The sequence below is a fragment of the Burkholderia sp. BCC1208 genome, assembly GCF_902833095.1.
GTDB lineage: Bacteria > Pseudomonadota > Gammaproteobacteria > Burkholderiales > Burkholderiaceae > Burkholderia.
This window is the reverse complement of record NZ_CADFDY010000007.1, coordinates 124,311-146,269: the sequence shown is the minus strand read 5'-3', so window position 1 is coordinate 146,269 and position 21,959 is coordinate 124,311. Positions and strand designations below refer to the sequence as shown.

18 protein-coding genes and 1 pseudogene are annotated in these 21,959 nt (G+C 68.8%); 13 read left to right on the top strand and 6 right to left on the bottom strand.

Going from position 1 to position 21,959, the window contains the following annotated elements:
* Positions 1 to 13 precede the first annotated feature (13 nt).
* Complete coding sequence (locus HWX09_RS17995) at positions 14 to 952, bottom strand: 2-hydroxyacid dehydrogenase (protein WP_027780817.1); 939 nt, start codon at positions 950 to 952, stop codon at positions 14 to 16.
* Positions 953 to 1,065: 113 nt separating this feature from the next.
* On the opposite strand from HWX09_RS17995, the gene HWX09_RS17990 reads away from it, so the two are divergent.
* From HWX09_RS17990 to HWX09_RS17980, 3 genes are all read left to right on the top strand, one after another.
* Positions 1,066 to 1,974: a LysR substrate-binding domain-containing protein gene (locus HWX09_RS17990; protein ID WP_027780816.1), complete on the top strand. Its 909-nt coding sequence runs from the start codon at positions 1,066 to 1,068 to the stop codon at positions 1,972 to 1,974.
* Positions 1,975 to 2,632: 658 nt separating this feature from the next.
* Positions 2,633 to 3,403, top strand: a complete 771-nt coding sequence (locus HWX09_RS17985) for a hypothetical protein (RefSeq protein ID WP_027780815.1) — start codon at positions 2,633 to 2,635, stop codon at positions 3,401 to 3,403.
* Positions 3,404 to 3,423: 20 nt separating this feature from the next.
* Positions 3,424 to 4,563 carry a transporter substrate-binding domain-containing protein gene (locus tag HWX09_RS17980; protein WP_027780814.1) on the top strand — a complete coding sequence of 380 codons (1,140 nt, stop codon included), beginning with the start codon at positions 3,424 to 3,426 and terminating at the stop codon, positions 4,561 to 4,563.
* An 87-nt stretch (positions 4,564 to 4,650) separates the two neighbouring features.
* Here HWX09_RS17980 and HWX09_RS17975 read toward each other — a convergent pair whose 3' ends face one another.
* Positions 4,651 to 5,739: an ionic transporter y4hA gene (locus HWX09_RS17975; protein WP_027780813.1), complete on the bottom strand. Its 1,089-nt coding sequence runs from the start codon at positions 5,737 to 5,739 to the stop codon at positions 4,651 to 4,653.
* Between HWX09_RS17975 and HWX09_RS17970 the strand changes: the two genes are divergently transcribed.
* The 6 genes and pseudogenes from HWX09_RS17970 (at position 5,738) to HWX09_RS17945 (ending at position 12,013) form a co-directional block, all read left to right on the top strand.
* Entirely contained in the window at positions 5,738 to 5,923 is a 186-nt protein-coding gene (locus HWX09_RS17970; RefSeq protein ID WP_175888589.1) for a hypothetical protein, read from the top strand. The genes HWX09_RS17975 and HWX09_RS17970 overlap by 2 nt on opposite strands.
* A 356-nt stretch (positions 5,924 to 6,279) precedes the next feature.
* On the top strand, positions 6,280 to 7,836 hold the full coding sequence (locus HWX09_RS17965) for a 3-hydroxyacyl-CoA dehydrogenase (protein WP_027780812.1): 1,557 nt from the start codon (positions 6,280 to 6,282) through the stop codon (positions 7,834 to 7,836).
* Positions 7,837 to 7,891: 55 nt separating this feature from the next.
* A pseudogene (gene paaK, locus HWX09_RS17960) lies at positions 7,892 to 9,215 on the top strand (phenylacetate--CoA ligase PaaK).
* Positions 9,216 to 9,253: 38 nt separating this feature from the next.
* Positions 9,254 to 10,054: an enoyl-CoA hydratase-related protein gene (locus tag HWX09_RS17955; protein ID WP_027780811.1), complete on the top strand. Its 801-nt coding sequence runs from the start codon at positions 9,254 to 9,256 to the stop codon at positions 10,052 to 10,054.
* 137 nt (positions 10,055 to 10,191) lie between these two features.
* Entirely contained in the window at positions 10,192 to 10,863 is a 672-nt protein-coding gene (locus tag HWX09_RS17950; protein ID WP_027780810.1) for a MarC family protein, read from the top strand.
* Positions 10,864 to 11,032: 169 nt separating this feature from the next.
* Positions 11,033 to 12,013: an aldo/keto reductase gene (locus HWX09_RS17945; protein WP_027780809.1), complete on the top strand. Its 981-nt coding sequence runs from the start codon at positions 11,033 to 11,035 to the stop codon at positions 12,011 to 12,013.
* 21 nt (positions 12,014 to 12,034) lie between these two features.
* On the opposite strand, the gene HWX09_RS17940 is transcribed toward HWX09_RS17945, so the two are convergent.
* From HWX09_RS17940 to HWX09_RS17930, 3 genes are all read right to left on the bottom strand, one after another.
* Entirely contained in the window at positions 12,035 to 12,901 is an 867-nt protein-coding gene (locus HWX09_RS17940) for a CPBP family intramembrane glutamic endopeptidase (RefSeq protein ID WP_027780808.1), read from the bottom strand.
* Positions 12,902 to 12,986: 85 nt separating this feature from the next.
* A complete protein-coding gene (locus HWX09_RS17935) occupies positions 12,987 to 13,643 on the bottom strand; it encodes a VC0807 family protein (RefSeq protein WP_027780807.1) in 657 nt (218 codons plus the stop codon).
* A 305-nt stretch (positions 13,644 to 13,948) separates the two neighbouring features.
* Positions 13,949 to 15,013 (bottom strand): 2,3-butanediol dehydrogenase, encoded by a 1,065-nt coding sequence (locus HWX09_RS17930; RefSeq protein WP_027780806.1) that lies wholly within the window; start codon positions 15,011 to 15,013, stop codon positions 13,949 to 13,951.
* A 499-nt stretch (positions 15,014 to 15,512) separates the two neighbouring features.
* Between HWX09_RS17930 and HWX09_RS17925 the strand changes: the two genes are divergently transcribed.
* Together HWX09_RS17925 and HWX09_RS17920 are read left to right on the top strand one after the other, a co-directional pair.
* The gene (locus HWX09_RS17925; protein WP_027780805.1) at positions 15,513 to 16,724 is read left to right on the top strand and encodes an MFS transporter; all 1,212 of its coding nucleotides are present in this window, start codon (positions 15,513 to 15,515) and stop codon (positions 16,722 to 16,724) included.
* A gap of 58 nt (positions 16,725 to 16,782) precedes the next feature.
* Entirely contained in the window at positions 16,783 to 17,259 is a 477-nt protein-coding gene (locus HWX09_RS17920; RefSeq protein ID WP_027780804.1) for a DUF3331 domain-containing protein, read from the top strand.
* A 26-nt stretch (positions 17,260 to 17,285) separates the two neighbouring features.
* On the opposite strand, the gene HWX09_RS17915 is transcribed toward HWX09_RS17920, so the two are convergent.
* Positions 17,286 to 18,488 (bottom strand): GNAT family N-acetyltransferase, encoded by a 1,203-nt coding sequence (locus HWX09_RS17915; RefSeq protein WP_027780803.1) that lies wholly within the window; start codon positions 18,486 to 18,488, stop codon positions 17,286 to 17,288.
* A gap of 174 nt (positions 18,489 to 18,662) precedes the next feature.
* Between HWX09_RS17915 and HWX09_RS17910 the strand changes: the two genes are divergently transcribed.
* Both HWX09_RS17910 and HWX09_RS17905 read left to right on the top strand, forming a co-directional pair.
* Positions 18,663 to 20,135 (top strand): PLP-dependent aminotransferase family protein, encoded by a 1,473-nt coding sequence (locus tag HWX09_RS17910; RefSeq protein WP_027780802.1) that lies wholly within the window; start codon positions 18,663 to 18,665, stop codon positions 20,133 to 20,135.
* Between the two features lie 215 nt (positions 20,136 to 20,350).
* Positions 20,351 to 21,937 (top strand): trypsin-like peptidase domain-containing protein, encoded by a 1,587-nt coding sequence (locus HWX09_RS17905; RefSeq protein ID WP_027780801.1) that lies wholly within the window; start codon positions 20,351 to 20,353, stop codon positions 21,935 to 21,937.
* The last annotated feature ends 22 nt before the right edge of the window (positions 21,938 to 21,959 follow it).

The window sequence follows — 21,959 nt, the reverse complement described above, 5'->3', positions numbered from 1 at the left end:
GGCGGTGCCGCGTTCAGCGCGTGACGCTGGTCGGCGGGCGCTGGCCCGCGAAGCACGCGGCGAGGTTGGCAAGCACGAGGCGGCCCATTGCCTCGCGCGTTTCATGCGTGGCGCTCGCGCGGTGCGGCTGCACGACGACGCGGTCGAGTTCGAGCAGCGCGGCCGGCACGTGCGGTTCGTTCGCGAACACGTCGAGACCGGCGCCGGCGATCGTGCCGTCGGCCAACGCACGCACGAGCGCGGCTTCGTCGACCAGCTTGCCGCGCGCGACATTGATCAGGAATCCTTTGGGGCCAAGCGCGGCGAGCACGTCGGCCGTCACGAGCACGTTGCCGTGATCGGCCGAGGCCGCGATCACGAGCACGTCGCTGTCGCGCGCGAGCGCGGCGAGGTCGGGCACGAAGCGATAGCCGCTGTCGAGATGCTCGCGCGGGCCGAAGTAACTGACGGGCATCCGGAACGCCTGCGCGCGCTGCGCGATCGCGCGTCCGACGCGGCCGAGCCCGACGATGCCGAGCCGCTTGCCCGTGACCTGCGTCGCGAGCGGCTGGGCCGTTTTGCCCCAGCGGCCGGCGCGCACGATCCGCTCGCCCGCGCCGAGGTCGCGCAGGGTCATCAGGATCAGCCCCAGCGCCATGTCGGCGACGTCGTCGGTCAGCACGTCGGGGGTCGTCGTCACGTGGATGCCGCGCGCCCGTGCGCGGTCCAGATCGACCGCGTCGGTGCCGATGCCGTTGATCGCGATGATTTCGAGCGCGCCGAGCCGGTCCATCAGCGCGGCGGACAGGCCGTTCGCGCCGCCGGTCACGACGCCGCGAATGCGCGGCGCCACGCGATCGAGCAACGCGTCCGGTTGCTCGGCCGCATACAGTCGATGCACGGTGTAACGGGTGGACAGTTCGGCGTCGATGGTGTCGGGCAGCGGCTGGGTCAGCAGGATGTCGATGGTCATGAAGGTCTCGGTCGTCGTGCGCGGCGCGGGCCGCGCATCGGGTGGAACCGAGTATAGAAATCGCATCGATATCGGTCTAACATCAAAAGACTATCGATTGATTCAAGTTTTGAATGATTGAACTTCATCAGCTTCGCTGTTTCGTCGCGGTTGCCGAAGAGCTGCATTTCGGCCGTGCGGCCAGGCGGCTCTTCATGACCCAGCCGCCCCTCAGCCGGCAAATCCAGTTGCTCGAACACGCGCTCGGCATCGCGCTGCTCGAGCGCAGCAGCCGGCAGGTCAGCCTGACCGCGGCCGGCGAACGCTTCCTGCGCGACGCGCGGCACATCCTCGAATTTTCCGCGCGGGCCGAGCAGGCCGCGCAGCGGGTCGCGCATGGCGGGGCCGGGCGCATCACGCTCGGTTTCACGGCCGTCAGTGCGTACCGGATGATTCCGGTGCTGCTCGCGCACGCGGCGCATGCGTTGCCGGACGTCGACGTCGAACTGCGCGAGATGGTGTCGACCGTGCAGATCGACGCGCTCGCGTCGCGGATGCTCGACGCGGGTTTCGTGCGCCAGCGCGCCGCGCGCCAGCCGCTCGAATACCGGCTCGTGCAGCGCGAACCAATGCTCGTCGCGGTCGCGGAAGGCGCGCCGCTCGCGGCCTACGAGCAGATCGGCCCCGACGAGCTCGACCGGCAGCCGTTCATCGCGTATTCGCCGAACGAGGGCAAGTATTTCCACGACATGATTTCGGGGATGTTCGCGGGCGCCGGGCGGCTGCCGAACTACCTGCATTACGTCGGCCAGACGCATACGATCCTCGGCCTCGTGCGTGCGGGGCTTGGCGCGGCGCTGGTGCCGGCGTCGGCGCGCGAGCTTCATGTGGACGGCGTGGTGTTCCGGCCGCTGGCGGGCGTCAACGTGGCGGCCGAGTTGTATCTCGCATGGCGCGCGGACAACGACAATCCGGCGCTGCCGGTGTTCAACGCGATGGTCGAGCGGTTTCTCGTGCAGGAGCCGGATGACGCGGCGGCGTAATGCGCCCACGTCGTGTAACAAGCTTTCAATCCGGAAGCTTGCCGCATGCAATGACAAGCAATCCTGATCGAACGCGGCAGCCGGGCGTCGTGCGAATCCTTACCGTCATGAAAGCTGGCGCGATGCCTGCGTTTCGACGGCGGAGTGCGGCGGTTCGCTGCACTGCGACAACCGCTTGACGCTGCATGCCGGCCGGCGCACGATACGTCGGTGCATTTGGAGCGGGCCGCGCCGGCTGTGCGGTTCCTGCACCCGCGATACGCAAAAGAACAACGATGAGCCTTTACGCACTCTTAACGGAACCCCGGCCCCGCATCGATCGGCGCTGCCGGCGCAACGATTCTCCCGACGCCCGTCGCGTCACGTATCCGTCATCCCGTTTCGTACCGTGCGTCGGTACACTTTCCCGTCTGCGCGATGGTCGCGACGATGTCCGGCGTTGTTCGGCGCCGCCGCATCGCGCCGCCGCCTCCCGCCCCCGATTTCCGCATCCTGAACGGTGCCTACACCGGCGTTTCGTGACGCCCGCCGGCGCTCGTCCGTGTATTGCGCCGCCGGCTTTCCCGATCGTCCGGCGGCACTGGAGTCCGACGCATTTCGATTGAGCTTGAAGCAGCACACGCACGCAGTTCGGTTCGAGGTACAAGGAGAAAAACTCATGTCGCAGCTTTCGAATGAAGCAAACGGCAGTTCGGGGAATGGCAAGGTCAAGCTGATCAAGTGGGCGATCATCATCGCGGGCGTCGCCATCGCAGCGCCGGCCGCACTGTTCATTCTGAAGGGGATGATCGCGTTGATCACGGCAGGCGTCATCGGCCTCGGCGCGATCTATTTGGCGCCGGTCGTCGCAATGAAGTTCGCGAACCAGAAGGTGAAGATGATCGTCGAGGAGGCGCAGGCGAATCCGATCGAGACGCTGATCAACCAGCTCGCGGAAAAGCGCCAGGCGGCACAGAAATTCGCGGACAGCATCACCGCGTTCCGCACCGAGGTGAAGAACTTCGAGGGCAAGACGGAACTGTTCGAGAAGCAGTATCCGGACGATGCGCCGCGCTTCCGGTCGCAGCTCGATACGATGAAGCAGCTCCTCGCGTTTCGCGAGGGCCGCTACAAGCAGGTGCAGGCCGAACTGAAGAATTTCGCGTCGGCGATCGATCGCGCGAAGGCGATGTGGGACATGTCGCAGGCAGCGCAGCAGATGAACAAGCTCGCGGGGCGGCAGGCGGCCGACACGTTCGAGCAGATCAAGACAGACGTGGCCGTCGATTCGGTGATGCGCTCGGTCAACAAGGCGTTCTCCGAAATGGAGACGTCGCTGATGGATAACCCCGAGGTCAAGCAGGCGCAGCAGCAGGCGGTGATGAACGGCAGCCATGTGCCCGGGCCCGATGCGGCGAATCCCGCCGTGTTGCAGTCGAAACAACAATAACTTCCCGCAGGCACGCAACCATGAAAAAACTTCTCGGTGCAGTCGTGTTTCTGGTGGTGCTCGTCGGCGTATGGCTGGTGCATGAGGGCGGCCTATCGACGCTGATTCCCGCGCATGACGCTGCCCCGGCCCCGGCCGCGACGTCCGCGCAGGCCGGCGACGCGGGCCAGCCCGCGCAGCCGTCGCCGTCGGTCAACGTGCTGCCGGCCGGTTTCACGCCGCAGGCCAGCACGCTGAAGTCGATTGCCGAAAACGGCATCGTGCGGATCTCGGTGCAGAACCCGAGCGAACCGTTCTTCGGCGAGGACAAGGGCGCACCGCACGGCTTCAACGTCGAATTCGCCCGGCTGCTGTTCGCGGATCCGTCGTTCTCGCACGGCGGCAAGCCGGTCGCCGTCGACACGCGTCACGAGGTCGACACGTACCCGGGCGTGCCGAAGCAACTGCTCGATACGGATGCAAAGGGAAACCACGTCGTCGATGTGGCGATGGACGGGCTGACGTTCCCGGACAACACGCCGGCGGGCATCGTCTATTCGGTGCCGTACGTCGACGATTTCGGCTATTCGCTGATCGTGCGGCAAGGGTCCGCGATCCGCTCCGCCGACGATCTCGCGGGCAAGACGGTCGGCATCCTGAAGGGCGATCCCGACGTGCGCGCGTTCGTCACGCGCCAGTATCCGAACGTCCGGTTCGTCGAGGTCGACGATTCCGATCCGGGGTTCATCGCGAAGAGCATCGACGGCCATACGGTCGACGCGTTCATTTACGACTATCCGTTCGCGGTCCGCTCGATCAAGGACACCGACCTGAAGTTCGCGGTGACCAAGCTCGACGGCTCGAACATCGCGTACAAGATCGGCGTGCGCGCCGCCGACCAGGATCTGCTGATCTACCTGAACGCCGCGATCGCGAAGCTCAAGCAGTCGCCGCAGTATCTCGACCTGTTGCGCAAGTACTTCGTCAGCGACCAGGCGGTGACGACCGCGGCCGCGTCGGGCGAGCACATGTACGTGGTGAGGGCGGGCGACACGCTGAACATGATCGCGGCCAGCAAGCTCGGCAGCGGCCAGCGCTATCGCGAGATCCAGCGCCGCAACAACCTCGCCAATCCGAACCTGATCCTGGCCGGCCAGCATCTGGTGATTCCGGTGCGGTAGCGCTCGCGTGAAGTGAAGGCGTGTGAAGGGGCGTGAAAGGAAGCGCGCGGCACGGCGGCGATTCGCCGTGCCGCGCGCGTATGGGCGTCAGTGGGTGATCGACAGGAACAGGTACGCGGCGAACAGCGACAGGTGCACGACGCCGTGCAGCACCGTCGTGCGTCCCTGGCTCAGCGTGAGCGTGCTGACCAGCAGCGTGAGCGCCAGCAGGACCGTTTCCATCGCGCCGATCCCGAGCGTGAGCGGCTGGCCGACCCAGATGAACACGGCCGCGACGGTCGGGATCGTGAGCCCGATGCTCGCGAGCGCGGAACCGAGCGCGAGGTTCATGCTGGTCTGCAGGCGGTTCGCACGCGCGGCGGTGACGGCCGCGAGCCCTTCCGGCAACAGCACGAGCGCGGCGATCACGATACCGACCGCGGCTTCGGGCGCGCCGAGCTTCAGCACCGCATGCTCGACGGCCGGCGACAGCAGCTTCGCGAGCAGCACGACCGCGACGAGGCTCGCGAACAGCAGCACCATGCTGGTGACCGCGGTGCGATTGCTCGGCGCCGCCGCGTGCACCGCTTCGTCCGCGCTATCGTGCGCGGCGAGGAAGTAGTCGCGGTGGCGCACGGTCTGCACGAACACGAACGCGCCGTACAGCACCAGCGACGCGACGCCGGCGAACGCGAGCTGCGATTTCGAGAAGAACGGGCCGGGCGCGGCGCTCAGGTAGTTCGGCATCACGAGCGACAGCACCGACAGCGACGCGAGCACCGCGAGCGCCTTGCTCGCGCCGCGCCCCTGGAAGTCCTGTTCGCCGTGCTTCCATGCGCCGACCAGCAGGCAGATGCCGACGATGCCGTTACAGATGATCATCACGGCGGCGAACACGGTGTCGCGGGCGAGGCCCGATTTCTCGGGGCCCGCGCCGAGCATCACCGACACGATCAGCGCGACTTCGATGACGGTGACGGCGACCGCGAGCACGAGCGTGCCGAACGGTTCGCCGACGCGGTGCGCGACGACTTCCGCATGGTGGACGGCGGCGAACACGGCGCCGGCGAGCGCGGCGGCGAATACCGCGATGACGAGGCCTTCGGCTGGCACGACGCGCGACAGCGCGAGTACCAGCCATGCGGCAAGCGGGGCCCAGAGGGTCCAGCGCGGGAGCTGGTTGGACGAGAGCGGCATGAAGGGTTTCCTTATGCGGGTGACGGCGCGCGACGCGCCGTCACGGGTTGACGAAGCCCGGCCGTACTATCCGCCGAACGAGAACGATGAAACCGAAGAGGGGCGGCACGCAACGGTGCTGCCCAGGGTTCGCTGCCGCGAGGCGGCGAGGGGCGCGGGCGGGCCGAAGCCCGTCGCGGGATGAAACGGTTGACGCGGTTACCCGCGGACGGCGAAACAAGCCTACGTGACGACGCGGGCCGGAAGCTCGATTCGACCCCGAAACAGGGCGACGGACGGCGGTGACGGCGCGACACGCATTCCCCCTGGAATCCGGCAATTTGTCGAATTTTATCAGGCGTTCGGGGGTCACTATCTCATATTCGAACCCTTACGTTGACCTTTCGGTTTACAAAAAGTGCCCCCATCTTTCGATTTTTTTGTCGTTGCAGGTTTCGTAACGGTCTTTTGCACGACACATTCGGGCTCGCCCTGACATAAATATACCGACCGGTCGGTTTATAATCGTTCGCACTTCCACTTCATGACGGATCGCAAGCGATGGCTGTTTCCTCTGCACATTCGGTGAACTCGGGCGCGCTGGCGCCGTCGGCCGTCGTCGGCGTGATCGGCGCCGGCGCGATGGGCGCGGGCATTGCGCAGGTCGCGGCGGCGGCCGGCCATGCGGTGCTGCTGTACGACCTGAACGAAGCGGCCTGCGACAAGGCGCTGGCCGGCATCCGCGCGCAGTTCGCGCGGCTGGCGGAGAAGGGCCGGCTCGAACCGGCGCAGGCCGATGCGGCCGGCAGCCGGATCCGCGCGGTGCGCGCGCTGGCCGATTTCGCGGGCGCCGCGCTGATCGTCGAGGCGGCGGCCGAACGGCTCGACGTGAAGCGCGAGATCTTCGCGACCCTCGAACGCCATGTCGACGACGCATGCGTGCTGGCGACCAATACGTCGTCGATCTCGATCACGTCGATCGCGGCCGGGCTGCGCGTGCCGCAGCGCGTCGCCGGCCTGCATTTCTTCAACCCGGCGCCGCTGATGGCGCTCGTCGAGGTGGTCAGCGGGCTCGCGACCGCGCCCGAGGTTGCGCGGGGCCTGTATGCGACCGCCGCCGCGTGGGGCAAGCAACCGGTGATGGCGAAATCGACGCCGGGCTTCATCGTGAACCGCGTCGCCCGGCCGTATTACGCGGAGGCGCTGCGCGTGCTGAACGAGCAGGGCGGCGCGCCGGCTTCGATCGACGCGGTGATGCGCGAAGCCGGCGGCTTCCGGATGGGGCCGTTCGAGCTGATGGACCTGATCGGCCACGACGTGAACTTCGCGGTGACCGAGTCGGTGTTCCGCGCGTATTTCAACGACCCGCGCTACACGCCGTCGCTGATCCAGCAGGAACTCGTGAATGCGGGCTTCCTCGGGCGCAAGTCCGGGCGGGGCTTCTATTCGTACGCGGACGGCGCGACACCGCCGGCCCCGGAGCTCGAAGCGCCGCGCGCCGCGCCGGCCGACGTCGTGTTGTTTGCGCAGGACGGCCCGGCCGCCGCGCTGCACGCACGTTTCGCCGAACGTATCGAAGGCGTCCGGCACGCCGGCGCACAGCCGGACGACCTGCTCGCCACGGCTGGCCGCGCGTCGATCGCGCTGACCGACGGCCGCACGGCCACCGCGCGCGCCGCGCAAACCGGCGTGGCGGATCTCGTGCTCGTCGATCTCGCGCGCGATTACGCGCAGGCCGGGCTCGTCGCGCTGACGCGCGCGCTCCAGTGCAGCGATGCCGCCTATGCGGATGCGGTCGGCCTGTTCCAGCAGGCGGGTTTTCGCGTCGTCGGCGTCGCGGACGTGCCGGGGATGGTCGCGATGCGCACCGTCGCGATGCTCGCGAACGAAGCGGCCGATACGGTCAACCAGGGCGTGTGCTCGCCGGCCGATCTCGATCTTGCGATGGAGAAAGGCGTGAACTACCCGTGCGGCCCGCTCGCGTGGGCCGATGCGATCGGCATCGGCCGCGTGCATCGCGTGCTGTCGAACCTGGCGGCGAGCTACGGCGAGGACCGCTATCGCGTGTCGCCGCGCCTCGCCGCGCTGCACGCGGCCGGTCGCACGTTCCGGTCATGACCGCCTTGCCACCTCGAACACGACAACGACATTACTCCATTGGAGGAGCACCCCGATGACTCACCCGACGCATCCCGCCGCCGCCCTCGAGCCGATCGAGACCGCCAGCCGCGACGAACTGCAGGCGCTGCAGCTCGAACGCCTCAAGTGGTCGCTGCGCCACGCGTACGACAACGTCTCGCACTATCGGCGCACGTTCGATGCGGCGGGCGTGCATCCGGACGACCTGAAGTCGCTCTCCGATCTCGCGAAATTCCCGTTCTCGACCAAGAACGACCTGCGCGACAACTATCCGTTCGGCCTCTTCGCGGTGCCGCGTGAGCAGGTCGTGCGCGTGCATGCATCGAGCGGCACGACCGGCAAGCCGACGGTGGTCGGCTACACGGCGCGCGACATCGACACATGGGCGAACGTGACCGCGCGCTCGATCCGCGCGGCCGGCGGCCGCCCGGGCGATACGCTGCACAACGCGTTCGGCTATGGCCCTCTTCACGGGCGGTCTCGGGATTCACTACGGCGCGGAGCGGCTCGGCTGCATGGTCGTGCCGATGTCCGGCGGGCAGACCGAGAAGCAGGTGCAACTGATTCGCGATTTCGAGCCGAAGATCATCCTCGTCACGCCGTCGTACATGCTGAACCTGATCGACGAGATGGTGCGGCAGGGGATGGACCCGGCCGAATCGTCGCTGAAGATCGGCATTTTCGGCGCCGAGCCGTGGACGCAGGCGCTGCGCGACGAAGTGGAGACGCGCGTGGGCATCGACGCGCTCGACATCTACGGGCTGTCGGAAGTGATGGGCCCGGGCGTCGCGTGCGAATGCGTCGAGACGAAGGACGGCCCGGTGATCTGGGAAGACCACTTCTACCCGGAGATCATCGATCCCGTCACCGGCGAAGTGCTGCCCGACGGCAGCCAGGGCGAGCTCGTGTTCACGTCGCTGACCAAGGAAGCGATGCCGGTGATCCGTTACCGCACGCGCGACCTCACCGCGCTGCTGCCGCCGACCGCGCGTGCGATGCGCCGGCTCGCGAAGATCACGGGCCGCTCCGACGACATGCTGATCGTGCGCGGCGTGAACGTGTTCCCGAGCCAGATCGAGGAGATCGTCGTCGCGCTGCCGCAGTTGTCGGGCCAGTTCCAGATCACGCTGTCGCGCGACGGTCACATGGACCGGCTCGACCTCGCGGTCGAGTTGCGCTCCGAAGCGACGACGTCCGTCACCGACGGCGATCGCGCGGCGCTCGCACGCGAGCTGCAGCACCGGATCAAGACGATGGTCGGCGTGTCGTCCGGCGTGACGGTGCTGGCAGCCGGCGGCATTCCCGCGACCGCGACCGGCAAGGCCCGGCGCGTGATCGACCGCCGCCAGGCCGCCTGATTCCGATATTGGCTGTTCTACCCGAGGAAACCTGTTCGATGGATGGATTGAAGACCCTGGCCGTCGCGGTCGATGCGCGCGGCATCGCGACCGTCGCGCTGCAGCGCGGCGACGTGCTGAACGCATTCGACGAGACGATGATCGCGGAGCTGACCGAAGCGTTCACGATGCTCGGCCGGCGCGACGACGTGCGCGCGATCGTGCTGCGTTCGGACGGTCGCGCATTTTGCGCGGGCGCCGACCTGCAGTGGATGCAGCGCGCCAGCACGAACGATGCGGCCGCGAACCTGCGCGACGCCGAGCGGTTCGCCGCGATGATGCGCGCGATCCGGCAGTGCCCGAAACCGACGGTCGCACGCGTGCAGGGCCACGCGTTCGGCGGCGGCGTGGGCCTGTGCGCCGCTTGCGACATCGTGATTGCGAGCGACCACGCGCGATTCTCGGTCAGCGAAGCCCGCTTCGGAATCCTGCCGGCCGTGATCGGCCCGTATCTGGTCGAGGCGGTCGGCCAGCGCCAGGCGCGCCGGCTCGCGCTGACGGCGACGCAGCTCGCGGCTGCCGAAGCCGTCGCGATCGGTCTGATTCATCAGGCCGTGCCGCTCGATGCGCTCGACGACACGCTCGACCGGACGCTCGCGGAACTCGGCCGCAACGGCCCGCACGCACTGATGGAGATCAAGCGCTTTTTCGATGCGATCGGCGAGTACCCGCCGTCGGACGAACGTGCGGCGTTCACCGCGCAGACGATCTCCCGCGTGCGGGCGACGCCCGAAGCGAAGGAAGGCTTCGCGGCTTTCTTCGCGAAGCGGCCGCCGGCCTGGGACGCAGGCGCCGAATAAGGCTGCACGACGAACCTTCACGACGATCGACGGCGAAACCGGGCCGGCCGCATTTTGCGTCTCGGGCACGGGCGCTTGCACTACAATGCGTGACCCCCGGCGCGCTGCCGGCCCCGTCCCGACCGCTGCTTCGCACGATGATCGTCAATCGCCTCGTCTCCGAGATCCTGTTCGGCTTTACCGGCCTGATCGGCATCATCAATCCGATCGGTATCGCGTTCCTGTTTCTCGAACGGACCGAGGCGCTCACCGCGCACGAACGGGATCTGCTCGCGAGGAAGGTCGCGTTCAACGCGTTCGTCGTGCTGATGGTCGCGTTCTTCGCCGGCACGCCGGTACTGCATTTCTTCGGGATCTCGATGGAAGCGCTGCGCATCGGCGGCGGCTTCGCGGTTGCCGTGGCCGGCTGGCAGATGCTGAACGAACCGGACGGGCCGGGCGGCGGCGACACGCCGGTCAAGCCGATCGACGCGAACGCGATCATGACGCGCGCGTTCTTCCCGTTGACGGTGCCGCTGACGGTCGGCCCCGGCTCGATCGCGACCGCGATCGCGCTGAACGCGAACCGCACGCACAAGCTGTCGGAATTCATGCTGTCGAGCATCGTGTCGATTGCCGTGTCCGTGCTCGTCGCGCTCGTGATCTGGCAGGTCTACAGCCGCTCCGCGCTGCTCGCGCGCTACCTCGGCAGTGAAGGGACCAAGGTCGCGAAGCGCGTGTCGGCGTTCCTGCTGCTGTGTATCGGCGTGCAGATCATGCTGACCGGCTTCTCCGCGTTCCTGCAGCCGATCGCCGACCAGGCCAAGTAGGCGGGTCTTCCGGTTCGTCCTTTTTCGTCCTGTCCTTTTCGTTCCTTTCACGCAGCCTGCACGCGGCGCGCGGTCATACGCGTTCGCGGCATGAGGGATACCATGCGACGTCTGGCGGATGCGCGGCGCGCATCCGGCCGCAACCCCAACTCGAGTGGCGAGGCGTGCAATGGAATACGTGAAATTCGGATCGACCGGGCTGGACGTGTCGAAGCTGGTGCTGGGCTGCATGACGTTCGGCGAGCCGTCGCGGGGCACGCACCCGTGGACGCTGCCGGAAGCGGAAAGTCGCCCGATCATCCAGCGGGCGGTCGAGGCCGGCATCAACTTCTTCGACACCGCGAACATGTATTCGGACGGTACGTCCGAGGAGATCGTCGGCCGCGCGTTGCGCGATTTCACGAAGCGCGACGACGTCGTGATCGCGACGAAGGTGTTCTACCGGATGCGGCCGGGGCCGAACGGCGCCGGCCTGTCACGCAAGGCGATCATGACCGATATCGACCAGAGCCTGAAGCGGCTCGGCACCGACTACGTCGATCTCTACCAGATTCACCGCTGGGACTACGGCACGCCGATCGAGGAGACGCTCGAGGCGCTGCACGACGTCGTGAAGGCCGGCAAGGCGCGCTATATCGGCGCATCGTCGATGTTCGCGTGGCAGTTCGCGAAGGCGCTGCACACGTCGAAGCAGAACGGCTGGACCCGCTTCGTCAGCATGCAGAACCACCTGAACCTGCTGTATCGCGAAGAAGAGCGCGAAATGCTGCCGCTGTGCGAGGACGAAGGCATCGCGGTGATTCCGTGGAGCCCGCTCGCACGCGGGCGCCTGACGCGCAGTTGGGACGAATCGTCGGAACGGCAGCAGAAGGACGACGTCGGCCAGCGGCTGTACGACGCGACGGCCGATGCCGACAAGGCGGTCGTCGAGGCCGTCGCGGCGATCGCCGCCGCGCGCAACGTGCCGCGGGCGCAGGTCGCGCTCGCGTGGGTTGCGCAAAAGCGCGGTGTCACCGCGCCGATCATCGGCATCTCGAAGCCGCGGCAACTGGACGATGCGCTCGGCGCGCTCGCGCTGAAGCTGACCGACGACGAAATCGCCACGCTCGAACGCCCGTACGTGCCGCACGCGGTGGCCGGGTTCAACTGAGCGGCAGCGCGGGCGCCGCGATCAGCGCGCGGCGGCGAGCATCGGGTAGGTGAACAGGCCGAAGTGGATGACGTTCAGCCCCACATGCGCGAGCGCGGCGGCGAGCAGGCCGCCGTGCCGCCAGGCGAGCCCGTAGCCGACGCCGGCCACCGTGCCGAGCACGATCCATTGCCAGCCACCTGCCGCGTGCGCGGCGCCGAACAGCACCGCCCCGGCCGCGAGCGCGACCCACGGGCCCCATGAGTGGGCGCGGAACACGCGGGTCAGCCCACCTTGCACGTAGCCGCGGAACAGCGCTTCCTCGGCGAGCGTCACCAGCAACAGGTTGTTCACGAGCCACAGCCAGCCGGACGGCGGCCATTTGGGCGCCCAGCCGACCATCCCGACCGCGAGCGCGCCGGCCAGGCACGCGGCGGCCGTGGCGACGGCCGCCACCACGCCGGTGCGCAGCGCGCGCAACGGCGCGACGTCGGGCGCGACCCACGGCAGCACCCACAACAGCCACAGGCCGACGAGCGGCTTGTCGAAATTCAGGTACATCGTGAACGGCACGGCGTCCGGCGTGAAGCGGGTCGGGGCGATCACGCGCGGATTATGGAAGCCGGGAATCAGATGCAGGCTCAGCGCGATCGCGAGCGCGGCGAAGACGAGGTGCGCGGCGACGCGCACCGCGAGCGGACGCCCGGGCAACACGCCCCAACCGGCCGCGATCAGCAGCGCGAACGGCGCCAGCGTGATCGGCGCAAGCTGGCCGAACGCCAGGGCGCCCGCATAGCCGAGCGCGGCGAGGCCGATGCTCAGGCGGTGCAGCGGACGATGCCACGCGAATGCGGCGGCCGCGAACAGGGCGAGCCAGATCGTGGCACACGGAAGGAGCGAAAGAGACATGACGGGAAACGGATGGGCGGACGAGACGCCGCGCATCATACAGCAGGTGCGGTGACACGCCGCCGGGCAGCCGGCCAGCCGCGTGTCAGCGGCCGGCGGTTTCGGTGACGCCGCCGCGGCCCGGGATGTCGACGCTGTTGCGCACGCGCATCCGCCGCCGGTACCAGAAGGTCCACAGCAGCAGGCAGCCGAACACCGTGTAGCCCATGACCGGCGACACGACCAGCACGCGCTCGACCGGCCAGCTGACGACCATCCACCAGCGCAGCAGCATCTCGAGCGTCATGATGGCGCCCCACACGAACGTCATCAGGCGCAGCATCTGCCGCAGGCCCGGCTGCGCGTCCCAGACGGCTTCGAAGTGCGCGGCGCCGCCGTCCATCTCGCGGGCCACGGTGGCGCGGGCCAGATAGAAGATCAGCGGGCGTTCGCGGAGCAGCGACAGCAGGAACACGACGCCGATCGTGCCCGACCCGATCGATTCGCGCATCAGCAGCGTGCGCGGACTGCCGCCGAACGCCATCCCGACGATCGACAGCGTGATGCCGAGCAGCACGATGGCCGCCACCGCGTCGACGCGGCGCGAGCGGATGAATTCGACGATCGACCAGACGATCGGCGGAACCGCCGACGCGTACAGCGCGCCGGTTTCGCCGAAATATGGATGCGCGACCCGATAGGCCACCCAGGGCAGCACGAGGTTGACGAAGAGTTCGAGAATCAGTCCGGCTCGCGGTTTCACGGTGCGCCATTCCACGCAGGTCGGGGGCGGACGCGCGAGAGGCGTGGTTGCCTCCGGTTGCCCCGAAAAGGGTTCGGCCCAGTATATCGAAGAATCGCGCCGAGCCAGGGGTTCCGAATGTTTCAGCATGCCGCATCCGGATGGAACGCGACATGGCGGCTGTTTCTGTCGATGATGACAGCGGGGAACGGAGGCGCGGGCAGGCGCGCCGCCCCCCGAACGTGCGACGCTCGGCGGCGGAGCGGGCAGCCTGCGCGGCGGGCGCGAATCGATGCCGAATCGATGCCGCGGCCGCGCGCGTGCGGTCAGGAGACGGCCGGCTGGACGATGATCTTCACGTTGCGGTCCTTGTGGTTGACCAGTTCCTCGAAGCCGTGCGCGACGATGTCGCCGAGCGCGATGCGCCCGGTGATGAGCGGCTGCACGTCGATGCGGCCGTCCGCGATGAAGCGGATCACGTCCGCGAATTCGCCGTTGTACGCGAGCGAGCCGATCACTTCCTTCTCGGTCGACACGATGTCGAAGAAGTTGAACGACGTCGGTTCCTCGAAGATGCCGACCATCACCGACTTGCCGGCCTTGCGGATCACGTCGATCGCGAGCTTCGCGGTGGCCGTGTGCCCGATGCACTCGAACGACACGTCGGCGCCGTAGCCGCCCGTCAGTGCCCGGACTTCGGCGATCGCGTCGGACGTCTTCGGATCGATGACGATGCTTGCGCCGACCTCCAGCGCCTTCTGCTTGCGCGCGGCCGACATCTCCAGCGCGATCACGCGCCCGGCGCCCGCGGCTTTCGCGCACATGATCGTGCACAGGCCGATCGTGCCCGCGCCGACCACGACGACGGTCTGCCCCACGATGTTGCCGGCCTTCTTCACCGCATGCAGCCCGACCGCGAGCGGTTCGATCAGCGCGCCGGCCTCGGTCGGGAAGTTGTCGGGCAGCTTGTACAGCAGTTCGGCCGGCACGTTCACGTATTCGGCGAACGCGCCGTTGTTCATCAGCCCGGTGAACGCGAGGTTCTCGCAGATGTTGTACAGCCCGTGCTTGCAATACCAGCAGGTGCCGCAATGCTGGCACGCGTCGGCCGTCACGCGGTCGCCGACCGCGAAGTCCGATACGCCGGCGCCGAGTTCGGCGATCTCGCCGCTGAACTCGTGACCGAGGATGCATTGGCCCTTCAGGCCGGTCAGCGGATGCGGCGCGTCGACCGGGATGAACACCGGCCCGGCGACGTATTCGTGCAGGTCGGAGCCGCAGATGCCGCACCAGTGCACGCGGATCGTGACCCAGCCTGCGGGCGGGCGCTGCGGAACGGGAACCTCTTCGACGCGGATGTCGTGGCGGCCGTGCCAGACGGCGGCTTTCATGCTGGGGGTGGTGATCGGTGCCGGTGTACTCACGTTGCTGTCTCCGTCAGGTTGTCGTCGGGCGCGCGGCAACGCTGCCGGTGTGCCCGTCGCGCGATTGCGCGATCGACCGGTATGCAGGAACGGGGCCAGCGTGAATCGGGGCGATGCGTGGCGGTCGGAAAGGGTGCGTTGGATGCGTTGCATCATTTCGCTAACGGCCGACGCGCAAAGATTCGAAAGGAACGGCATGTCGAATTTGCTGCGATTGCGAAGTCGGGGGCCAGGTGAGACGCCGGGACGTTCGTCTCAGCGCAATGAGACGAATCGCGAGACGGCTTCGTTCACCGCGACCGGTGCGCGCGGCATGAATTCGGCCCATTGGCGCCATCGCCGAAACGGATCGTTGCGCGCGTTACCCCTTTACTTGAAGTGAACTTCAATTTGTATCATGTGCGCCAGTCCGATTGCGGCCGCGTGACACATCCCGTTGCACGCGGCCGCTTCAACGGAGGTGAAGATGACCGAATCGCCTGTCGCGGCCGATGCCGCCACGCTGCCGTCGCGCAGCTACCGGGCCGCCGTCGCGAACGTCGTGCTGGCGAGCATCGTGTCGGCGCTGCACGTCGGCAAGGCGACGATCGCATTGCCGTCGCTTCAGCACGAGTTCGGCGGCTCGCTCGCGTCGCTGAGCGGGATCATGTCGGTGTTTCCGTTCGTCGGCGTGTTCGGCGGGATCGCCGCCGGCCTGCTGGTGCGGCGCTGGGGCGACCGGCGGCTGCTGGTGACGGGCCTCGTCATCCTCGGTCTGTCGAGCGTCGCCGGCGCATGGGCGGGCAGCTTCGCGCTGCTGCTGACCACGCGCGTTGCGGAAGGGCTCGGGTTCGTGATCGTGGTGGTCGCCGCGCCGGCCGTGCTGAACCGCGTGACGCCGCCCGAGCGGCGCAATCTCGCGTTCGGCCTGTGGAGCACCTTCATGCCGGCCGGCATGGCGTTGTCGATGCTGGTCGGGCCGCTGCTCGGCGGCTGGCGCAACGGCTGGCTCGCGGCCGCGGCGCTGACGCTCGTCGCCGCAGCCGCGGTGCCGGTCACGACGTCGGCCGACGCGCCGTCGCGACAGACGGGGGCGACGCGCATCGGACCCGCGCTGCGCAACGTGCTCGCGGCGCGCTCGACTACGCTCCTCGCACTGGGTTTCGCGACCTACAACGTGCAGTTCTTCGCGGTGATGACGTTCCTGCCGGTGTTTCTGATGCAGCGCCTCGGCGTTGCCGTCGGCACGGCTGGGCTGATCAGTGCGGCGATCGTCGCCGCGTGCGTGATCGGCAACCTGACGGCCGGCTGGCTGCTGTCGCGCGGCGCGCGACCGGGGCTCGTGATGGCCGCGACGTCGGTCGCGATCGGCGCGGCGGGGGCGGGCCTTTTCAGCGCCGCGACGCCCGCACCGCTCGCGGTCGCGCTCGGGTTCGCGTTCTCGGCCATGGCCGGGATGTTGCCCGCGACGATCCTCGCGTGTGCGCCGGGTTCCGCACCGTCGCCGTCGCTGGCGCCGCTCAGCATCGGCTGGGTCGTGCAGGGCAACTATCTCGGCCAGGTGATCGGCCCGCTGACGATCGGCGCGATCGTCGGTGCGTTCGGCTGGTCCGGCGGCATCGGGCTGATGCTCGCGGCCGGCGTCGCCGGCGCGGCGATCGGCCTGTCCCTCCTGCGCGAACCGATGGGCCGGCGCTGAGTGCGGCGCCGGCGTCGTTCAACCTGCACGGAAATCCGTCAAGCATGCTCAAAACACCATGGAAAGCCCGATCTGCGAAGAAGACCTGTCGTGCGACGTGTCCGCGTCCGCGCTCGGCGACGACGATGCGATGCTGCCACGCGGCGGCGTGGTCGCGCATCCGCTCGTGACGATCGGTCGCGCGCCGATTCCGGAGCACGCGCCGGCCGCGGCGTCGCCGTTGCGTCCGCAACTGTTCGTCACGGTGCTGGAGGCGGGGCACGATGGGCTGCTGGTGCGATGGGTCGAGAGCGGTCGCTGTCACTACGGCGAGCAACGCTGGCGCTTGCGCGTCGCGTTGCAGCCCGGTCGCTGCGCGCTCTCGGGGCAGCCGATCGAGCCCGGCGAACCGGTGTTCCGGCCGGTACGGCGGCCCGTGCCGGCCAATGGCGACGAGATGATTCGCCCGGCAGCGGTGCCTGGCATGGCCGGTGCGGCGCGCGATGACGTGCCGGAGGACGGCGACGCACGCCATCCGGCCGATGTTCATGGCTGAACATCGGCCGTCGGGACGGGGCGACGTTACTGCTTCAGATCGTGCCGGTACTGGATGAAACCGGCGTTGTTCGCGAGCTTGTCGTACAGCGCGCGTGCGGTCGTGTTGGTCTCGCGCGTGAGCCAGTACACGCGGCTCGCGCCGGCTTCGCGGGCCCGTTCGTACACGGCCTCGATCAGCGCGCCGCCCGCACCTTGCCCGCGTGCGTCGGGCGCCGTGTACAGATCCTGCAGGTAGCAGTACGGCCCTTCGGTCCAGCACGAGCGGTGGTAGATCGCATGCACGATCCCGACCAGCGCACCCGATGCGTCGAACGCACCGAGCACGAACATCGGCTCGGCCGGATCCATCAGGCGCGCCCACGTCGTCGCGAACACCGCGTCGCTCAGCGCGGTGCCGTAGAAGTTCTGGTAACCCTGCCACAGCGGACGCCACGCGGCTTCGTCGGCGGCGACGAGCGCACGGACCGTGACGCGCGTGGCGTCGTTCGCGCGGCTGGCGGCGTCGCGCGCGCGGGCCTGCGCGTGGCGGATCGCGGTGAGCGACTGGCGCTGTTCGCCTTGCGCGTCGAAGTTCTCCGCTGAGAGCCACGCGTCGAACGCGGCGCGCACATCCGGCCATTCGCCGTCGATGATCGAGAACCACGCGGTGTCGCGATTGCGGCCGCGATAGATGATCGCCTGCCGGAACGTGCCTTCGTAGCGGAACCCGAGCCGCGCAGCCGCCTTGCGCGATGGGGCGTTCAGGTCGTCGCACTTCCATTCGTAGCGCCGGTAGCCGAGCGTGTCGAACGCATACTTCATCAGCAGGAACTGCGCTTCGGTCGACACCGGCGTGCGCTTGAGCAGCGGCGAGAACGTGACGGAGCCGACCTCGATCACGCCGTTGGCCGGATCGATGCGCATCAGCGCGAGCGTGCCGACCGCGCGGCCCGTGGCGCGGTCGATCACCGTGTAGTGCAGCGGATCGGTGCTCGCCTGCGCGCCGCGCGCGTAATCGCGGTAGCTGGATTCGTCGGCGTACGGGCCGTGCGCCAGATAGGTCCAGTCGCTGCCGTCAGGCGCCTGGGCGTAGGCGGCGTACAGGTCGGCCGCGTGGCGCTCGGCGTCGAGCGGTTCGAGCCGGCAATAGCGGCCGTCGAGCGCGATGCGCTCGGGGCGCGGACGCGCGGACCAGTCGGGAACGGGTTGGCCGATGGGCTGCTGGAAAGCGTTGGTGAGCGTGGGCAAGGTCGATCTCGCTTCGGTTGGCGGCCGGCGACATGCCGGCATGCAGACGATCGTAGTCCCGGCGAGGTACCATGAGAAGCGCCAGAGAACGGCAAATTTATGGTGCCACGATCGGTGGCCGTCGGCCGTACGCCGTTCACCGTACGGTCGACCTTTTCACGCTGCGACGTTCCGATGACGACTCCCTTTCCTCCCGGTGATGCGCCGTTGCTGCCGCTCGATGCGCCGCTGGCGCGTGCGCCCGGCGCACCTTCGCTGCAGCGCCAGTTGTTGCGCCGCGTGCGCGACGCGATTCTCGGCGGCGCGATGCCGGCCGGCACGCGGCTGCCCGGCACGCGCGCGCTGGCCGAAACGCTCGGCGTGTCGCGCAATACGACGGCCGCCGTGTACGAGCAGCTCGTCGCGGAAGGCTTCCTGCAGTCGGACCGTCGCGGCACGCGGGTCGTCGGGCTGTCGCGGCCCGCGCCGCCGCGCCGGCGTGCCGCGCCGCCGGCCGTCGCGCAGCGGCTCGGCCGGATTCGGCCAAGCCTCGTCGGCACCGGCGAATCGGAGGGCTTCCGGCCCGGCGTGCCGGCGCTGTCGCATTTCCCGGTGGATGCGTGGCGGCACGCAATCGACCGCGCGTTGCGCCGCGCCGGCCGCGACCTGCTCGCGTACGGCGATCCGCTCGGCGAGCCGGCGTTGCGCGAATCGATCGCGCGCCACCTGGCCGTCACGCGCGGGATACGCTGCGATCCCGAGCAGATCGTGATCACGGAGGGCGCGCAGGGGGCGATCGCGCTGTGCGCGCAGTTGCTGACCAATCCGGGCGATACGGTGTGGGTCGAGGAGCCCGGCTATCGTGGCGCGCGCACCGCGATGCAGGCGGCCGACCTCGACGTCGTGCCGATGCCGGTCGACGCGGAAGGACTGCGCGCGGAACCGGACGACTGGCGCGAGCGGCCGCCGCGCCTCGTCTATACGACGCCGTCGAACCAGTTCCCGACCGGCGCGGTGCTGTCGATCTCGCGCCGGCTCGCGCTGATCGATGCGGCGCGCCGCCATCGCGCGTGGATCATCGAGGACGACTACGACAGCGAATTCCGTCACACCGGCGAGCCGATCGGCGCGATGCATGGGCTCGCGCCCGATTCGCCGGTCGTCTATCTCGGCTCGTTCAGCAAGACGATGTTTCCGGCGCTGCGGATCGGTTTTCTCGTGCTGCCCGACGCGTTGCTGGCCGCCGTGCGGCCGGCGCTGCCGGAGATGCTGCGCGGCGGGACGCGCCATGTGCAGCTCGCGCTGGCCGATTTCATCGAGACGGGCGAGTACGGCCGGCATCTCGGGCGGATGCGTCGGCTGTATCGCGACCGGCGGCGTTTGCTGCTCGCCGCGCTCGATAGCAGCCTGAGCGTGCCGCACCAGGTCGAGGGCGGCCCATGCGGGCTGCATCTCGCACTGCGGCTGCCGGCGCGTTATCGCGATCGCGCGATCGTCGAAGCGGCGCGCGCGCATGGCATCGGGCCGTTCCCGCTGTCGGGTTTCGCGATCGACGCGGGGCGGGCCGGCAACGGGCTCGTGCTCGGTTTCGGCAATACGTCGGCCGATGCGTTCGAGCCGATGTTGCGGATGGTGTCGGCGATCGCGGAGCGAGTCGGCGGGGAGTGAGCGGTCGCAGGACTTGTGCGGATTGACGAACCGCGTACTTTGTTCGAAACGAACGCCGTCGCGGTTCCGCCGCCACGGCGCCTCCCGGCATACGGGTTTCGATTCGTACGTTCCACCCGACGCGTGGGCTATAAATGGTTGGGTGTACCGGTGCTTGTCGGGCGCCTGCGCGTCTCGCGCAACGTGGCGCCGCGGCTGCCGGGGGAGGTTGCGCCGTGGTTTGCCAGACGCTTGCTCGCGCCGTGCTTCGCACCGCGTTGATCGGGGGCGTGTTTGCCGGATGTTTACCGCCGCCCGCCGCCGTTGCCGGCACCCTCGCGCCGCACGCCGCACCGCCGGCGATGAAGGCGCGGCCGCCCGCCGCGCCTTACGCGATGCCGGTCGATTTCCCGGCGATCGTCGAGCGCTACGGCCCGGCGGTCGTGACCATCCTGGCCGCCACACCCGATCCGCAAACCGGCGGGCCGGCCTTTGCCGTCCTCGACCCCGACGATCCGCTCGCCGCGTTCTTCCGGCATGGCGCACCGCCGCCCGCGCAGGGGCCGCAGGCGCCGGCGCCCGATACGGCGCCGCGCGCGGTGTCCGGCAGCGGCTCGGGCTTCATCGTCAGCGCAGATGGCCTGATTCTCACGTCCGCCCATGTGGTCGATGAGGCGACCGACGTGACGGTACGGCTTACCGACCGCCGCGAATTCAAGGCGACGGTGCTGGCCGTCGATCCGCAAAGCGATGTGGCCGTGCTGCGCGTCGACGCGACGAAGCTGCCGTTCGTGCGGGTCGGCGATTCGTCGAAAGTCCGCGCGGGCGAACCGGTGATGACGATCGGCGCGCCGGACGGGTCGGGCAACACGGTGACGGCCGGCATCGTCAGCGCGACGTCGCGCCGGTTGCCGGACGGCAGCGCATTCCCGTTCTTCGAGACCGACATCGCACCGAACCCGGACAACTCGGGCGGCCCCGTGTTCAATCGCGCGGGCGACGTGATCGGCATCGCGGTACAGGTCTATACGGGCGCCGACCGCTACGCGAGCACGACCTTCGCCATTCCGATCGCATTCGCGACAAAGGTGCGCGCCCAGTTGCGCGCGCAACAGCAGGCGCAGATGCAGACGCAGCAGCCTCAGGCGCCCGTGCCGGGCGCGCCGTCCGTCAATGCATTCGGCATCGACGTCCAGGACGTCGGCGTCGGTCTGGCCGCGGCGTTCGGGCTGCCGCGTCCGGCAGGCGCGCTCGTCAACGGCGTCGAGCCCGGCTCGCCGGCCGCAGCGGCCGGCTTGAAGCCCGGCGACGTGATCGTGAAGATGGGCGACAAGGCCATCGGTCGCTCGGCCGAACTGAACGACCTGGCCGCCGCGTTGCCGCCCGGCGGGAAGGCGCCGCTGCGCGTGATCCGCAACCGTGCGCCGATGACGCTGACGATCACGGGCGCCGACGAAGCGGGCGGGAGCGCGGCGGCGACGGTCGGCATGGCCGCGCCGAAGGCCGCCGCGCGGCCGGGGTCGGGCACCGGCGACGCAGGCGACAGCGGCGACCATGGCGACCGTCTCGGACTGACGATGCACGCGTTGAGCGACGTCGAACGCCGTTCGACGGGGCTCGCGGTCGGGATGATGGTGGACGCGGTGCACGGCCCCGCCGCGCGCGCAGGCATCCAGCCGGGCGACGTCGTGCTGGAGCTCAACGACACGCTGCTCGAGACGCCGGACGAGGTGCAGACGCTCGAAGCGACCGGCGGCAGCGTGATCGCCGTGCTGATCCAGCGCAACAACGCGCGGAAGTTCGTCTCGGTGCGCACGCGTTAGGGCGTTGACGCGGCTGTTGTTG

Coding starts and splice junctions, on each gene's coding strand:
- HWX09_RS17995 (WP_027780817.1), bottom strand. CDS start 952: ATGACCATCGACATCCTGCTGACCCAGCCGCTGCCCGACACCATCGAC.
- HWX09_RS17990 (WP_027780816.1), top strand. CDS start 1,066: ATGATTGAACTTCATCAGCTTCGCTGTTTCGTCGCGGTTGCCGAAGAG.
- HWX09_RS17985 (WP_027780815.1), top strand. CDS start 2,633: ATGTCGCAGCTTTCGAATGAAGCAAACGGCAGTTCGGGGAATGGCAAG.
- HWX09_RS17980 (WP_027780814.1), top strand. CDS start 3,424: ATGAAAAAACTTCTCGGTGCAGTCGTGTTTCTGGTGGTGCTCGTCGGC.
- HWX09_RS17970 (WP_175888589.1), top strand. CDS start 5,738: ATGAAGGGTTTCCTTATGCGGGTGACGGCGCGCGACGCGCCGTCACGG.
- HWX09_RS17975 (WP_027780813.1), bottom strand. CDS start 5,739: ATGCCGCTCTCGTCCAACCAGCTCCCGCGCTGGACCCTCTGGGCCCCG.
- HWX09_RS17965 (WP_027780812.1), top strand. CDS start 6,280: ATGGCTGTTTCCTCTGCACATTCGGTGAACTCGGGCGCGCTGGCGCCG.
- HWX09_RS17955 (WP_027780811.1), top strand. CDS start 9,254: ATGGATGGATTGAAGACCCTGGCCGTCGCGGTCGATGCGCGCGGCATC.
- HWX09_RS17950 (WP_027780810.1), top strand. CDS start 10,192: ATGATCGTCAATCGCCTCGTCTCCGAGATCCTGTTCGGCTTTACCGGC.
- HWX09_RS17945 (WP_027780809.1), top strand. CDS start 11,033: ATGGAATACGTGAAATTCGGATCGACCGGGCTGGACGTGTCGAAGCTG.
- HWX09_RS17940 (WP_027780808.1), bottom strand. CDS start 12,901: ATGTCTCTTTCGCTCCTTCCGTGTGCCACGATCTGGCTCGCCCTGTTC.
- HWX09_RS17930 (WP_027780806.1), bottom strand. CDS start 15,013: ATGAAAGCCGCCGTCTGGCACGGCCGCCACGACATCCGCGTCGAAGAG.
- HWX09_RS17925 (WP_027780805.1), top strand. CDS start 15,513: ATGACCGAATCGCCTGTCGCGGCCGATGCCGCCACGCTGCCGTCGCGC.
- HWX09_RS17920 (WP_027780804.1), top strand. CDS start 16,783: ATGGAAAGCCCGATCTGCGAAGAAGACCTGTCGTGCGACGTGTCCGCG.
- HWX09_RS17910 (WP_027780802.1), top strand. CDS start 18,663: ATGACGACTCCCTTTCCTCCCGGTGATGCGCCGTTGCTGCCGCTCGAT.